We start from the raw sequence: 15,284 nt of genomic DNA, 5'->3' as shown, positions 1-15,284 counted from the left end.
GTTTGTCTCTCTTTTTTGTTTAGACTTTAGATTACCACACAGATAGCCTTGTTCTTGTGTCATTTTCATCTGTAACATAAGCAAGATTATGAAAACCTTTTACCTTCGCATTTTGATATAAGCCTTCAAGTTTTTCCTTGTCCTTGCAGTAAATAGTCACATAGATAGAATCAACAACTAACAACACGAGCTGACAATCGCTGCTTACAAATTCCTCATACGTATCAATGAGTAGGGTAGGCCTGTAAATTAATACTTATTTTCTTCTCAGAAATAAGCCATCCATCCCGGTTACCGCTTTTGAGAAAAGAGGCTCCTCCCCTACTAAATAGGACACTTGCCCAAACAAATGCAGTAACCCCAAAGGGCATTACGATCTCCCAAAGCAAGTTACCGAATTCATGAGGAATTTCAAAACGTATACCTCGTTTCATGGATTATCTCCTACCTTTTGATTGATTTGCCCTTTGTGATCCTATTGGATGGTAAGACCTATGAGATTTAGCGGACCTTGCGAAAAGAGCGCCGCTAATTTTTCAGCCATATATTCAGCTGAAAACATCATATCGTTCTGCAGCCACCAATCAATGATACCGACAACTGAATTTGCTAAATAACTAAACAGCATATCATGCGGAAAGTCCAATTGCTCTCTATCAATATCGAGTGAATAAAACTCATGTTTGAATTTCTCGAATAAAAATTTGGACAAATGCTGTTGAAAATTAGGGATGTCTTCCGCCGTCAACATCGTTTTATAAAACATAGCATTATCTTGAATGTGCTGAAATACAATCACCAGCATGTCTTCCAATGCCTTCACATAAAATACACCATTTTGAATGTGAAAAGAAGTTTGGATACATGCAGCTAAATCAGTAAGAACCTCATCGGTAAGCTTTTGCAGTAAATCATATTTATCATGATAGTGTAAATAAAATGTCCCTCTTCCAATCTGGGCTTCAGTAGCAATGTCTTGTATAGTGATAGGGAGAAAACCCTTTGCATTGATAAGATTGAGAAATGCGCTGCGAATGAACGTCCTTGTTTTAATTATCCTGAGATCCTGTTTCGTCAAATTCTTTCCTCCTGTTTAAAAGAAACACTATGTTAATCTCTTTTGCCTAAAAACATACACACCTTCTATTTGCGTTATTTTTTCACATCATACCACAAAATGAACATCGTGTTTCATAATGAATTTTATGTATAAAAAACCGAATGTACCAGCAATTGTAAATAGAAATACTGATATCGTACATCAGTATTTTTCATACTTTTGTAATTGTTACATGACAATTACATACATTTTGTTCATTATGATACATCTGCTTCATTATTAATCATTGTGTTATTTACTATGAGACACTAATATACTTATTGAACATCATGTTCATTATGTTTAATAAGGAGGTACAACATGCGCAAGGTTTTTAAAGCAATTGCTAACGCTGTTAATACAAAACCAAAACAAATCATCATATGGCTATTACTCGCAACGATTCTAGTTGGATTTGGTACATCCAAAATGAAAGTAGATTTGGGGCAAGAAACCATGATATCTCATGATAATCCTATCTACAAAGCCACTAAGAAATATCAGGATACATTTGGAAGTGATACTTTATTTATCCTTTTAACAGAAGCAGAAGGGTCTTTGTTGTCAGAACCCACTATCTATAACGTTAATACTCTTCAAGAAGATTTGAAGGATATCAGCGAAATACAATCCGCTTTTAGCTATGTAAATCTATTAAAGACCTCAGCTAATGAAGCTGTGACGCTGCAAAAAAATATTGCAGTAGAGCTGCAGGATGCCGTTTCAAAAGCAGTGAAAGAAGCGGCCAGCAACGGCGCACCTCCTCTCCAGCAGCAGCAAATAGCTGAACAGGTTCAAATACAGTTTATGAAGGAATTACAGAATCGGTATGGAGCTGCCTTTACGCAGATGCAGCATATCGGAGAACCGGGACTAAACAATCCAAAATTCATTCAATCTGTTCTGTTTGACGAAAGCGGACATATCCGAGAAGAAGCAACAAAACTTATGCCTGAAAACGGCAAACACGCCATGATAATACTGAAGGTAAAAGGAGGAATTCCTTACAGTGAGCTTCCTGCCCTTGTTCAAAAGGTGGAGGATAAAGTGAAGGCTGCATCCTTAGACGGCATTGAAGCGAAAATTTCGGGTACTCCTAAAATCTATGGCGCCATTTATAACAGCATGATTCGTGATATGTCACTCATGCTTGGTTTATCCATTGTACTGATGGCTGTTATTCTGTTTTTCATTTTCCCTGTGAAATGGCGTCTCCTATCGTTACCTGTCGTACTCATCTCCTTAGTTTGGACAATTGGAATTATGGGGTATCTAGGCGTACCGATGAGTATGGTTACGATGGCCATTTTGCCTATATTGATTGGCCTTGGCACGGATTTCGCCATTCAATTTCACAATCGTTATGATGAGGAAATAAAGGCAGGTCATTCTGTTTCCAAAGCGATCACACAAAGCATGCATAAAATGGGACCATCAGTAGGCATTGCTGTTTTTTCGATGACACTAGGCTTTATCACCTTGCTTATTTCCAAGGTACCTATGATTCAGCACTTTGGCATTATGCTCTCCGTAGGTGTAATTGTCTCCTATTCACTCAGCTTCGTTCTCATGTTTGTCATTTTTAAGCTGAGAGACAAGGACCATATTTCTATGCACGCGGCTCGCCCAAGTAAAGTTGAATCTTTTATGAAAGGACTAGCACATCAAGTTGTGAAAAGACCGCTACTGATGCTAATGATTGGCGTGCTATTGTCCGTTGCCGGTTTTACCATGGATCATTCCCTAAAAATTGAGACCAACCTGGAGAATCTCATGCCGCAGGATGCACCGGAATTAAAAGAACTGCATGCCATGAGAAACATTGTTGGTGCCACAAACGAATTAACCTTTATGGTACAAGCAGATGATGTGACGCAAGTAGACGTGATTCATTGGATAGATCATTTTCAGACAACGCAGCTGACCAATCATTCAGAATTAGAGGACGCAACGAGCATTGTAAATGCCGTAAAGCAAGGCAATAACGGCGAAGTACCAAGCGAGCAGGTAAAAATAGATATCGCTCTAAATCGTATCCCCGCAGAATTAAAAGAAAACATTCTGTCGGAAGATAAAAAAATTGCCTCTTTGTCTTTCTCAGTCGGAGACCTTGGGATGAAAGAACAGAAATCTCTGTTAGATCACATACTGAAGCATACGGAAGCCCCTACAGGCATATCCATTGTTCCAGCAGGTTCTCAAATGATTAACATAGAGTCAGTAGGTTCTATGACTGAAAATCGCCATTTCTCCACATTAGTTGGAGTCATAGCCATTATAGCCGGCCTCCTTGCTGTATACAGAAGCATCAAAATGGCACTGTATCCTGTCGTTCCCATTCTATTAGTCATTGGATGGTCTTCAGGCATTATGTATTTGCTACAGGTAGAAATAAACCCCTTAACCGCTGTTTTAGGATCACTCGTACTAGGAATTGGCAGCGAATTCACCATTCTTGTTATGGAACGTTACCAGGAAGAAAGAGAACTAGGCTTGAAACAACACGCTGCGCTCATTAAAGCTCTTTCCAAAACAGGACGAGCCATAACCGCCTCGGGATTAACAGTTGTCGCAGGATTCAGCACATTAATATTCTCTGATTTTGTCATGCTTCGCTCTTTTGGAATCACCACAGTCTTAGACACATTGCTCTGTTTAATCAGTGCGCTCATCATCCTTCCTGCCATTATCGTGGTAACCGAGCGTAAAACAAACGCAAAGCAATAAAAAATCGTCTTCTCTCCTCGTCAAAGGAGGGAAGACGATATGTGAATTGTCATGATTGTTTTCGTAACGTTTGTTGTGTTACTTTTTGAAATTACTCATACTCACATAGCTTTGGAACTACAAAATCAGGAAATGTCCTGATGATTTTTTCATATGTTGAGAAATTTGATTGATTTGAGATAACTGCAATGTTATCTCCATCATAGCCAATCCAAAAAACACTTGTATTGGCTTTCAATTTAACAACCACTGCTTCTGCACTTTTACCTTCGCTATTGCCCTTCCACTCTCTTTGCTCTAGTCTAAATACATGTTTATTTGTAGACCATAAAACTAAATCGTTGCCACTACCAAGAGTAATACCAAAAGGCAAAATCTCTTTAAACTGCTTTTCATTCTGGAGTTCAGTAACTATTACTGAACCTTCGTATTTGTTGGTTAAATAGTTATAATTAATATTGAATTTCTCGCAATTATGTTCAAACTCATCTTTCCAATAGGAAGGAACTGTAGCACAAAAATAAAGGGGGAAATGCTTTACTATTTCTCATCCACAATGGCAGAAAATTCTCATCACATTCTGGTAGATAAAAACCATTCATTGCGAAAACATATGGTGTATTGCCTTCTAATGCAAACGGAAAAAAACCTCCCGCATCAGGACTTGAGTCATAGTATCTCTTTGGTAAATATCCAACTTCTATGTCCAATTTACTTACCTCCCCTTCATCCCCAGGTATTCATCTACTAAATATTGATAATCTTACCTTTTCGAAAGTCACATATGAGATGAACTGTTTATATGATAACAGCTTCAACAAAAAACTACGCCCTTCTCAAAGCAACTCAATATACCCTTCCGTTCCATGCACGCGAATCCGCTGTCCATCTTGTATCACCTTAGTAGCACGCTCTACCCCGACAACTGCCGGCAAGCCGTACTCACGGGCAATCACCGCCCCGTGCGTCATCAGGCCGCCCACCTCAGTCACCAGACCTTTTATGGATACAAATACCGGTGTCCAGCTTGGGTCGGTAAATGCCGTTACCAATATATCTCCCTCTTCAATATCCGCTTCTTCTATACTTGCAATCACGCGCGCACGTCCTTCTATGACTCCTGCGGAAACAGGCAAACCCACTAACGCCCCGGCCGGGATGTTGCCTCGCTTATATGCGCCGCTTATCATTTCACCATCAGACATTAGTATGCGCGGCGGGGTTAACTTTTCATATAACCGGTACGCCTCTCTTCGTTTGTTGATGAGATCGTAATCCATCGTCTGCGTGCGCACCGCGTCGCGAAGCTCCTCAAAAGTTAGTTCGTATATATCTTCCTTTTTACGTATCACATGGGCCTGCACCAGCCGCTCAGCTTCTCGCAGCAAAGCCTGCTTATACACGAAATAGCGATGAATCATGCTGTATTTTGGATATTCACGATAACCGATAAAATGACGCAGTGTATCAATTCTTTGTTTCGTTTCCTGCGCCTTTTGTTCTCCGTCCTCTAACTGCCGCAGGCGCTGCAATAGCTCTTCTTCCTTTCGTAAAGCCGCTTCTCGCCCTTGTTCAAATTTGCGCTGGCTGGCACCTTCAGTAAAGTTTTTGATATTCGTCAGCAGCATCGGCACAAGCGCCGCTGGGTGTTCTGCCCAGCGCGTTCTCGTTAGATCAATCTCCCCAACGCATCGCATACCGTATCGCTGTATATATGATACAATCGCATCTTTCGCTTCCTGCCCGCCCTCAAGCTGGGACAAATCCTCCAAAAAGGTATCCTCACGTACCTCCTGCAAATACGCAACCACCTCTGGATACGGTCGAATCACATCAGCCACATCCAACAGCGCCAACCCCATTTCCGAGGTAATATTATGCGGCACGGATTGAGACAGCGTATCTGCGGCCTGTTTTTCGCCTAGCCACTTCTCCATATGTTCATTAATCCACGCGGCAGCCTGCATCCCGGCCATAATCACACCAATACTTTGCGGATCAAATAAACTCGCCTGTAATTGCTTGATATCCTCTAGGATAAAGGAGAAAACCTCGTCTCCTGTTTTTGTTTCGATGCGCTGCTGTAACGCTTGAATTTCGTTTTCCCTGCTTTCCATTAACTCCGCAACGATTGATGGATCATATTCTGGTGTTTGTAAAACAGGCATAGGCCGCTGCGGCGTTTCCACTTCCTTCACAAAGCCGCGCTCAATCACCGTCAGCAGCGCGTCTTTCATCAGCGGTTCCGCCTCTCCGATTGTTTGTAACAGCCTAGTTTGCCCGGCCACCGAAGCTAGCTGCGCCGTCACATCCACAAACAATCTGCCCCCAGCGACACGCATCGGCGCGCGCGTTGTTAACAGAAAAAAGGACAAGCCAAGCGGCTTTATCGCATCCGTCATCATTTGCTGGTGACCCACTGACACATATACACGATTTTCTTCATCCTCAGCTTGTGGAATGGGAAACAACGTCGTAATCGCACGGCTCTGCAGGATATAAAAGCTATCATCCACCACACACCACTCGATATCCTGCGGACAGCCAAAATACGCTTCAATTCTTCTCCCCAGGCGGGCCAGCTCTACAATTTGATCGTCCGTAAGCGCCTGCGCCTGTTGCAGCTGTGCATCGACCTCCCTTGTCTCCGTTCCGCTTGCTTGCCGCGCATACATGGCCAGCTGTTTCGTAGCGATAATCTTCTCGACAATCTCCCCTTCCCGCACTTTATAACAATCCGCAGAGACCAAGCCGGAAACCAAGGCTTCTCCCAGCCCAAAGCCAGCGTCAATGGACAACACCTTGCGGCTCCCGGTAACCGGATCAGCTGTAAAAACAATCCCTGAAGACTGCGGAAACACCATTCTTTGTACAATCACAGCGAGCTGCACCTGACTATGATGAAATCCCTGCTGCAGGCGGTATATCACCGCACGCTCGGTAAACAAAGAAGCCCAGCACTTACGAATATGATTCAAAATCGCCTCTTTACCGATTACATTAAGATAGGTGTCCTGCTGCCCCGCAAACGAAGCATACGGCAAATCCTCAGCCGTCGCACTCGAACGCACCGCATAAGGCAAATCCTCACCAAAGTGAGAAAGGAACTCACCAACCGCCTTACGAACAGCAGCAGGAATCTCCGCTGCCAAAATCGTTTCCCGAATGCGCCTGCTGGTATCAACAATGCGCTGCCTATCACCCACTTGTAACGTCGCAAGCTCCGCCAGCAACTCCTGCAGTACCGCACTCTCTCCAAGCGCCTGTTGAAAGCAAAGCGTTGTTACACAAAACCCCTCAGGTACACGAATGCCCTCTAGATTGGATAACGCCCCCAGGTGCAAGGCCTTTCCGCCAACAACCGCAAGCTGTGTGTCCTGTATGTCGGTAAGATCAAGAATCAAAGCAGTCATACCTATCCCTCCTAACTGTATGTTTTATTGATTGTAGCAGTAGCCGGCGGGGAGAAACAGTCTGTGTTTGTGATTTTTGGTATGGTATAATTAAGTTAGGCGGGGGATAGGTTTTTTTATGTAAGATCATATTTGTATGAGAGTTTTAGGGGTATTTTGACCTCTACTTTTATGATGGTGGATTGGTATGATTCGACAAATTTTACTCTTCACCTTTAAATATTCTTATTCAGCTAAATTGCCATTTTGTTGAATAAAAAGAGTAGAAGCTATTAAGTTTTGGCACCTTTTAATATGGCTAGAAAAAGAAAAAAGCCCCTTTTGGAGCTACCAGGCAACGTAATTCAGATTATCCGAAGTTATAATTCAAAAAATATGGTAAATCTCGATTAAACTCCATACTTCTTTAATTGACTTTTCATCGAGTTTAACCTTTTCAAGTAAATCATCCAGATTCTCACCTGCAATTTCACTTGTTGGGTCATAAGATTTCCAAAACATAAAGCTTCCTGTTTCACAACCAATATAATATTTTTCATCTCTATAGATGAACTCAACTTCTCTTCCTATGTTCAAATCTTCAAGAAACTCTTTATAGCTGTAATCCATGAGTTTTGTACTCCTTGCATCTTTAGTTAACATAACTGACGAAAGTGGAAGTTATAACGCTTTATAAAATTCATGAATTGTATTTATGAATTTCTCTCCTTCTTCTAAGAAAGGATAATGATTGCTATTTTTAAAGGGAATGAGGGTAGAATTAGCAATTCGTTCTTTTATTTCAAGGGAGCATTGTATAGGGCATTGAACATCGTAATTTCCACATATCACCAAGGTTTTAACGTTTATCTTTTTCAGTTGAGATCTCAAATCAAAATTTGGAAACTCTTTAGAGAAATAATTCATACGTTTAGCTGACATGCGTTTTTGGATATTTTTATTGAAATAGATTTGATAATTCTCTGGTTTGTAAAGTGATAACTTCGTTCGATTGATTGATAATTCTTTTCTTTGTTCAGAGGTTATGTTCGGAACTTTTAAAGCTTCAGCCAGCTCTTGCATATAGTCAAATTGAGGATGTTCTGGATTATAGATACTTTCTTTTATGAGTGCATAATCTTTTGATGCTGCTGATCCGACAACAATTAATGATTCCAAGGAAGAACCAAAATGAATAGCGTATAAAAGACCTAACATTCCTCCTGTAGAATGACCAGCAAAATGCCATGTAGAAAATCCTAAAGATTCTTTTATAGCATCTAAATCTCTAACGGTTTCTAGCATACTTAGTTGTTCTTCGTGTATTTCAGTTTCAGAACCACCAACTCCACGCAAATTTACTAAGAATACTTGATGAGTATTTGTGAAAATATCAGCAAAATAATCACCACTATGATTAAATTCTGAGTATAAATGTGTAATACAAAGAGGCTCTCCCGTTCCCTTTATAAATACCTCAAAAATCCCTCTCTCTGTTTCAATGAATGTAGTTTCCCATACTTTTTGCACTTGATTTATAGCGGCCATTTTTTCTCCCCCTTTGATTGAAGTGTACTACAAAAAATGATCGTATACCACATACATGATTAGGTAAACTAACTGGCATTCTCAGAAGTACATCTAGTTAAACCTTTTCAGGTGTAATCGGTTCTTTATGTGACAAATCCCCTTCTAATAGAACTCTGTAACCCACCTCATCAACCTCAACCATGGTCAGACTCGTGTCATGAATATAAGGAGGGTCCCACAGTTGTTCTATGGAAGCATTTTTAAAGATAGCCAATAAACATTTAATCACAACGGAATGAGTAACGATTAAGATATTTCCTGTGTGCTGCTCTTTTGTAATACGCTTTAAAGCCCTCAAGGCTCTTTCCCATACCTCGTAGAATGTTTCTCCAGAAACTGACTTATACTGCTTAGGGGCATTCCAAAAGGCATCATATTCACTTGGATCATGCTTTTGTATATCAGAGTGTGTCTTACCTTCCCAGTCACCCACGTTGATTTCCTGCAAATTCTCATCATGTATGGTGGGAACATCTTTTCCTTCACAAATAAGCTTTGCTGTAAGTTGAGTACGTCCACTGGTACTTGTATACACTGCTGTAAAATCTATATCCTTGAGTCGTACGCCTAATGATTTTGCATGATTGATACCCTTATCTGTTAACTCAGAATCGAGCCAGCCTTGCATCCTCTTTTGCACATTCCATTCCGTTTCCCCATGTCTTGTAATATAAAGAGTTAACATACCATCGCCTCTATCCACCTTTTTTTCCTGATTGTGCCATTGAAACTAACAATTTGTTGTGATTTTCGGATGAATATTCTATTCATATCAAGTTAACATCTTGTATAAGTATTGTAGTACCCGATACAAATATGCTGAGAAATTTTTTATTTTTTCTATCTTTACAAAAACCTTCTTCATTTATGAATTGTATTCAATTATTCCTGACATATCAATGTTATCAAGTAATGAGTGTTATATTGTTTCTTTTATATGTAGTGCAGCAACTTTAGGCCTTTTTCTATAGCAAAGTAATCAAACATTCCCTGTACGAATGTTCAAATAGACATAAGCCCTAAAGCATACTACAATTAGTAGTTAATGAGCACTCCATGCATAACTATTAGAGATTACATATAAGAGGGGAATGACTATGGCAAAGATATTAGCAATTGGTGGAATTGGTGATGGACATGTGAATCCCATGCTGCCGATCATCAAAGCCTGGTGTGAAGCTGGGGATGAGGTACACTTCTACAGCACTGAGGATGCCCGTGACAAAGTGGAGGCCACAGGAGCAGTCTTCAAGCCCTTTGACAACTTCCTAGGCGGCGTACGCCAAGAGGACATCTCTCATTTTTTAGAATTCATTGTTTTGCTTCTACACTCCGCCGACCGTGTCGTGCCGACGGTAGTGGAGCAGGCCCGGCAAGAGGCTTACGACTATGTGTTCCACGACTCCCTTTTCGGTTGGGGCAGTTTAATAGCCCGGCTCCTGAAGCTGCCGCACATCGCCTCACATGCTTCCTTTGCTTCCACCGGTAAGAAGCCTAAGATGGCCGGAGAGACTCTGCTGAAGCAAGTAGGCGACCTCCTAAAGGGAGGGAAATTCATTCCCGAGATCAAGAAGCTTTCTGCTAACCTTGCCGAAACATACGGCGTACCGGCGCCATCAATCAATGAGGTGTTCTGTCAGACCGGTCAGCTGAATTTGGTCTATACTAGCACCTACTTCCAACCGGATTATGACCGCCTCGACCATTCGTACGTATTCTCCGGGCCATCCATTTCCACACGTGAAAGCCGCTCAGACTTCCCGCTAGACTCTCTGAAAGGAGACGACAAACCCGTTGTCTACATTTCTATGGGAACTGTATTAGCCAAGAGCGAAACCTTCTTTCAGCTATGTCTGGATGCCTTCCGTGACGGAAATTATCAGGTGGTTATCTCTGCGGGGCGCTATACAGATATGGGACTTTTCCGGAACGCACCGTCCCACATCATTGTCCGTCCATATGTGCCACAGCTAGAGGTATTGCAACGGTCGGCTGTCTTTGTGAGTCACGGCGGTATGAACAGTGTGTCTGAAGCACTGTACTACGACGTGCCATTGGTACTCATCCCCCACGCGGCCGATCAGCCTATTATCGCAGCACGTGTAGAGAAGCTGGGGGCAGGTGTCGTGCTGAACAAATCGCAGCTTACCGCCGCCAAGCTGCGATATGCCGTAGATCAGGCCTTGAACGAACAACGCTTCAAGAGGAGCGCTGCGACTATCGGTCAATCCCTCCGCGACGCGGGCGGCTACCAGACCGCTCTGTCAGCGGTGGAGCGATTTCGCCAGGAACGGGGCATCCAATAGTAAGAAGTGCTCCCCCAATATGAATATCGCCGTCTTTTATCATACAATTCATCACGTTTTCTGTCACAGCAACGAAATAGCCTATGCCCTAGAGAGGTATAGGCTATTACTATGTGTTTCTACTATAAACTAGGTCTCCATCCTTTTGTTCACCGGCACTGTAACCGATAATTTCTCAATTAAGGGATTAAACAATTACACCTACGTAATGCCATGTTTGAGTAACTCTCCCATATATTACATCACTTATGAAAATTATTAGTGCCTCTTCTTGCCTGAACTCTCGGTTGAAATAATTCATCAGTTCTAATTTATTACACGGGTGCGGTTTAAATTGCGCAACCGTGTAACTGGAGAATCGGCCTTATTCCTCCATAATCTCCTCAATTATAGTATCCCCAATCTACTTGACTTGACCTTAACTTTTATGTCCAACCAAGTATATCCTATCCAATCTTTCCCCCCAAAACGTACTCATCCTTCCCTCTCCCCCTCCCAATCAACTATAATATCAACATACACAATTTTACATTAAAAAAGGAGACCTACCTATGCCAACCTACAACAAGCTCGTCCGCGACAAAATCCCTGCCATTATTGAACAGACCGGTAAAGCGTATACTACGAGAATCCTAGATAACGAGGAATACATAGAAGCCCTGCGCGTGAAGTCGCAGGAGGAACTAAATGAATATCTGGAAGCAGCGACGAACGAGAGTGCTCTGGAGGAACTCGCTGATCTGCTTGAAATTATCCATGCCCTTGCGAACTATCATGGTGCGGATATACAGGACGTAGAAAGAATGCGCCAGGAGAAGGCTGACAAGCGGGGCGGTTTTATGGAGAAGGTGTTTTTGATTGATGTGGAAGACTGATAAACAGGTTACCCTTTATACAGGCGGTCTGGGCCGCGAGCTAGTTGCGGCTATGCGCAGGTCGTCGACGATTTATATTTTGACTTCGTTTGTGATGAAGTCTGGTGTGGCTGTGCTGCGCGAGGCGCTTTTGGAGGCGGCTGAGCGCGGGGCGGACATCAAGATTTGCACGGGCGATTATTTGTATATCACCCAGCCCGATGCACTTTCTGATTTGCTTTCTATTCACGAGAGCATTGAGGTAAAGCTATTTCAAAGCGGGGGTGTTTCGTTTCATCCGAAGAGCTACATTTTAGATGCGGGTGATGGCGGTGTGCTTTTCGTCGGTTCCTCTAATCTGTCTAGATCTGCCCTGCAGCATGGTGTGGAGTGGAATTTGGCGATGCAAAAGTCGGTAGAGCCGAGCACGTTTGATGAAGCGATTGAAGAGTTTTCAAAGCTGTTTCATCATGAAAATACGGTGGTAGTAAACACTGAAACCGTGCGCTTATATCGTGAGCAGTACGATGCGTATCATGCGAAGCAGGGTGATTTTGTACGCAGCTGGACAGAGGCTGAGGAGCTGGATTTTATGCTTCCGGCCGAGCAGCAGCCAACCCAGGAGATGGTGACAGATCACAGGCTTCCTTATGCTATCAGCCCCCGTTTTGCGCAGGTTGAAGCACTGCAGGAGCTGGAGACAGCGCTAGAGGAGGGCTATGACAAGGCGCTTGTGGTGATGGCAACCGGTCTTGGGAAAACGTATTTGGCTGCGTTTTTTGCGCGTCATTTCCGCCGCGTCCTGTTTGTGGCGCATCGTGAGGAAATTTTATATCAGGCCCAGCAATCGTTTCACAACGTGCATCATGAAAAAACCACTGGCATTTACTGCGGCAGGGTAAAGGAGCCGGATGCTGATTTTGTGTTTGCTTCTGTGGCGACGCTCAATCAAAAGCGTCATCTGATGCAGTTTGATCCGCAGGCATTTGATTTAGTTGTTATTGATGAGTTTCATCACGCAGCCGCATCTTCTTATCAAAGTATTTTGCGCCACTTTGAGCCACGCTTTTTGCTTGGGATTACCGCAACGCCGTACCGCAATGACAATCGTGATATTTTCGCACTTTGTGATGGGAAGGTTGCCTATAAAATTGACTTCATTGAAGCGATCCAGCAAAAGTGGCTGGCACCGTTCCACTATTACGGCGTCTATGATGATACTGATTACACAAAAATCCGCTGGGTGGGAACGAAGTACGATCAAGACGAGCTTGCGGCAGCGCAAAATCGTCGTGAGCTGTATGAGAAAACGCTGGAGGCTTGGCGCAAGCATAAACAAACGCGAACGATTGTATTTTGTTCGTCTGTCCGACAAGCTGAAGCATTGAACGCATTTTTTCAAGAAAATGGACATAAAACAATTGCCCTGCACGCGAATACAAAGGATATTTCTAGACCCGATGCGATTCGCCAGTTAGGTGACGGTGAGCTAGAGGCCATTTTTACAGTCGACTTATTTAATGAGGGAACCGATATTCCTGCCGTGGATACGCTGTTGTTTGTACGTCCAACGGAATCCTTGACCGTCTTCACCCAGCAGGTCGGCCGCGGGCTGCGTCTTCACGAGGGAAAGGATTACTGCGTAATCATTGATTTGATTGGAAACTACCGCAATGCGGATGTGAAAATGTCTTTGTTTCAGGTAGACATGCCAAGTCAGAAGGGACAACATCCAGCGGAGACGGTTGTGCCGGATGGCTGTGAAATCCATTTTGAAACGCAAGCGATAGATCTACTCGCAGAGATGGCGAAGAAAAAAATGCCGCGCCGCGAGCTGCTTCGGGATAATTACTTTACCGTAAAAACAGACCTAGGCAGACGTCCTTCTTATTTAGAGCTGTATCAGCACGGTGCAGTGGCCTATGAGATGTACCGTCAGGAGTTTAAGTCGTACGTAGGCTTTTTAGAATGGGCCGAGGAGCTGACACTTGAAGAACGCGAGGCATTTGAATTATATCGCCCGTGGCTGGAGGAAATTGAAAAAACAGGCATGACCAAGAGCTATAAAATGGTTGTACTAAGCGCCATGCTGGAGCGGGGTCCGGAGCGTTGGTTTGCACCGACTACACCAGAGGAGGTTGCGCCGTACTTCCATCAGTACTATATGAGCAAGAAGTACCGCAAAGATAAGGATTTTTCAAGTACCAACACGAAGAAAATGTGGGATTACAATGAGAAACAGGTCAGCAAGCTCATTGCCGACATGCCAATGAGCAAGTTCAGCACGAACAAGGACCTTATATCCTTCACAAACAACGAGCTGCGTTTACATTTTAACCTATTGCCGGAGCACCGCGAGCTGCTTTGGAGGTGGACAAAGGAGATTGCAGAATACCGTCTGCATTACTACTTCTTTCACCGTGGGATTAATTTGCATTAAAAACGTTACAACAAAAAAGGAAGCTGATGCTGTCATCAACTTCCTTTTTCATAACCGAAACCAACAACGAACTGGAACAGAGTCTAAAAATAAATTTGTTGATGATAAAAAAACCTTGACCTGCATTTTGCTAGTTAAGGTTAAAGTCTAAATGGTATTACCGTTTTGTAAATAAACAAGTATCTATTCTGTTAACATATTTAGAAATTCTTCAAAGCTATTACTTATAATATATGTTACAGGATTTAAATCTGAAGACTCTTCATGATTCCAAACGCATACAATAGGCTCTTCAACATTGTTGCGATAGTCTAAGCAAACAAAGTCACCTGCAAATAAAACAGCTATCGGTAGCAGTTCAGTACCAACTAAATTTTCATCAAAAACAATTCTTTCGTCTAATTGTGTTCTAACTACTCCTATATCATAATACTCATCGTCTCTTTCCCCAGTTACTTTTAAAATACATAAAAACCTATCAATGGCATAGATATGATTATTATACTTAAAGCTATCTTTTATAGGAGTACCACCATTATATTTTTTTATAAATTCTTTATACTTCTCTGGTAAATTTATTCTCCACTTACCTTCCCTTTCAGAAAGCAAATTATCGTCCGGTAAAGGATAAATGATTGATCCATCCTTAAATTCCATTTTTATACCTCTTCAATATTATTATCTGGGAGCGTCGGCCCACATACCTTTTGTTCTTCCACCATTATGAGGTGTGATATTATGAATACCAAAGGGGACCAGCTCCATTTTACCAGGAACCTCCGTATGATGCCATGTCATTCCTTTTCTTGTACCACCTATTTGTTCGTCTAACCACTTAAACTGTTCTTTATCCGATAATCTCCAAAACTTTAGTTA

At 42.4% G+C, this 15,284-nt stretch carries 11 protein-coding genes and 2 pseudogenes; 4 read left to right on the top strand and 9 right to left on the bottom strand.

What is annotated here, in order from left to right:
- Positions 1-31: 31 nt before the first annotated feature.
- Together MUG87_RS19740 and MUG87_RS18080 are read right to left on the bottom strand one after the other, a co-directional pair.
- Positions 32-434 (bottom strand): annotated as a pseudogene (locus MUG87_RS19740) (DUF2691 family protein).
- A gap of 41 nt (positions 435-475) precedes the next feature.
- Positions 476-1,078: a TetR/AcrR family transcriptional regulator gene (locus MUG87_RS18080; protein WP_247084035.1), complete on the bottom strand. Its 603-nt coding sequence runs from the start codon at positions 1,076-1,078 to the stop codon at positions 476-478.
- Between the two features lie 342 nt (positions 1,079-1,420).
- Here MUG87_RS18080 and MUG87_RS18075 point away from each other — a divergent pair, with 342 nt between their 5' ends.
- Positions 1,421-3,826, top strand: a complete 2,406-nt coding sequence (locus MUG87_RS18075; protein ID WP_247084034.1) for an efflux RND transporter permease subunit — start codon at positions 1,421-1,423, stop codon at positions 3,824-3,826.
- Between the two features lie 91 nt (positions 3,827-3,917).
- On the opposite strand, the gene MUG87_RS18070 is transcribed toward MUG87_RS18075, so the two are convergent.
- The 5 genes from MUG87_RS18070 to MUG87_RS18050 form a co-directional block, all read right to left on the bottom strand.
- Positions 3,918-4,199, bottom strand: coding sequence for a hypothetical protein (locus MUG87_RS18070; RefSeq protein WP_247084033.1), 282 nt, complete (start codon positions 4,197-4,199; stop codon positions 3,918-3,920).
- A gap of 463 nt (positions 4,200-4,662) precedes the next feature.
- A complete protein-coding gene (gene ppsA / locus MUG87_RS18065; RefSeq protein WP_247084032.1) occupies positions 4,663-7,239 on the bottom strand; it encodes a phosphoenolpyruvate synthase in 2,577 nt (858 codons plus the stop codon).
- A gap of 366 nt (positions 7,240-7,605) precedes the next feature.
- Positions 7,606-7,848 carry a hypothetical protein gene (locus MUG87_RS18060; RefSeq protein WP_247084031.1) on the bottom strand — a complete coding sequence of 81 codons (243 nt, stop codon included), beginning with the start codon at positions 7,846-7,848 and terminating at the stop codon, positions 7,606-7,608.
- Positions 7,849-7,899: 51 nt separating this feature from the next.
- Positions 7,900-8,766, bottom strand: a complete 867-nt coding sequence (locus MUG87_RS18055; protein ID WP_247084030.1) for an alpha/beta fold hydrolase — start codon at positions 8,764-8,766, stop codon at positions 7,900-7,902.
- A gap of 97 nt (positions 8,767-8,863) precedes the next feature.
- Positions 8,864-9,493 carry a histidine phosphatase family protein gene (locus MUG87_RS18050; RefSeq protein WP_247084029.1) on the bottom strand — a complete coding sequence of 210 codons (630 nt, stop codon included), beginning with the start codon at positions 9,491-9,493 and terminating at the stop codon, positions 8,864-8,866.
- A 412-nt stretch (positions 9,494-9,905) separates the two neighbouring features.
- Here MUG87_RS18050 and MUG87_RS18045 point away from each other — a divergent pair, with 412 nt between their 5' ends.
- The 3 genes from MUG87_RS18045 (at position 9,906) to MUG87_RS18035 (ending at position 14,408) form a co-directional block, all read left to right on the top strand.
- The gene (locus MUG87_RS18045) at positions 9,906-11,114 is read left to right on the top strand and encodes a macrolide family glycosyltransferase (RefSeq protein ID WP_247084027.1); all 1,209 of its coding nucleotides are present in this window, start codon (positions 9,906-9,908) and stop codon (positions 11,112-11,114) included.
- 551 nt (positions 11,115-11,665) lie between these two features.
- Positions 11,666-11,989, top strand: coding sequence for a nucleoside triphosphate pyrophosphohydrolase (locus MUG87_RS18040; protein WP_247084025.1), 324 nt, complete (start codon positions 11,666-11,668; stop codon positions 11,987-11,989).
- 52 nt (positions 11,990-12,041) lie between these two features.
- Entirely contained in the window at positions 12,042-14,408 is a 2,367-nt protein-coding gene (locus tag MUG87_RS18035; protein ID WP_247087777.1) for a DEAD/DEAH box helicase family protein, read from the top strand.
- Between the two features lie 183 nt (positions 14,409-14,591).
- Here the strand turns inward: MUG87_RS18035 and MUG87_RS18030 are convergent, their stop codons facing one another.
- Complete coding sequence (locus tag MUG87_RS18030) at positions 14,592-15,065, bottom strand: SMI1/KNR4 family protein (RefSeq protein WP_247084023.1); 474 nt, start codon at positions 15,063-15,065, stop codon at positions 14,592-14,594.
- Between the two features lie 21 nt (positions 15,066-15,086).
- Positions 15,087-15,236, bottom strand: a pseudogene (locus MUG87_RS18025) (HNH endonuclease); the annotation flags it as partial.
- Positions 15,237-15,284 lie beyond the last annotated feature (48 nt).

This window comes from Ectobacillus sp. JY-23 (assembly GCF_023022965.1).
In the GTDB taxonomy this organism is placed as follows: Bacteria; Bacillota; Bacilli; order Bacillales; family Bacillaceae_G; genus Ectobacillus.
This window is presented reverse-complemented; position numbering and strand designations above follow the sequence as displayed.

Coding starts and splice junctions, on each gene's coding strand:
- MUG87_RS18030 (WP_247084023.1), bottom strand. CDS start 15,065: ATGGAATTTAAGGATGGATCAATCATTTATCCTTTACCGGACGATAAT.
- MUG87_RS18060 (WP_247084031.1), bottom strand. CDS start 7,848: ATGGATTACAGCTATAAAGAGTTTCTTGAAGATTTGAACATAGGAAGA.
- MUG87_RS18055 (WP_247084030.1), bottom strand. CDS start 8,766: ATGGCCGCTATAAATCAAGTGCAAAAAGTATGGGAAACTACATTCATT.
- MUG87_RS18035 (WP_247087777.1), top strand. CDS start 12,042: ATGCGCAGGTCGTCGACGATTTATATTTTGACTTCGTTTGTGATGAAG.
- MUG87_RS18050 (WP_247084029.1), bottom strand. CDS start 9,493: ATGTTAACTCTTTATATTACAAGACATGGGGAAACGGAATGGAATGTG.
- MUG87_RS18045 (WP_247084027.1), top strand. CDS start 9,906: ATGGCAAAGATATTAGCAATTGGTGGAATTGGTGATGGACATGTGAAT.
- MUG87_RS18075 (WP_247084034.1), top strand. CDS start 1,421: ATGCGCAAGGTTTTTAAAGCAATTGCTAACGCTGTTAATACAAAACCA.
- MUG87_RS18040 (WP_247084025.1), top strand. CDS start 11,666: ATGCCAACCTACAACAAGCTCGTCCGCGACAAAATCCCTGCCATTATT.
- ppsA (WP_247084032.1), bottom strand. CDS start 7,239: ATGACTGCTTTGATTCTTGATCTTACCGACATACAGGACACACAGCTT.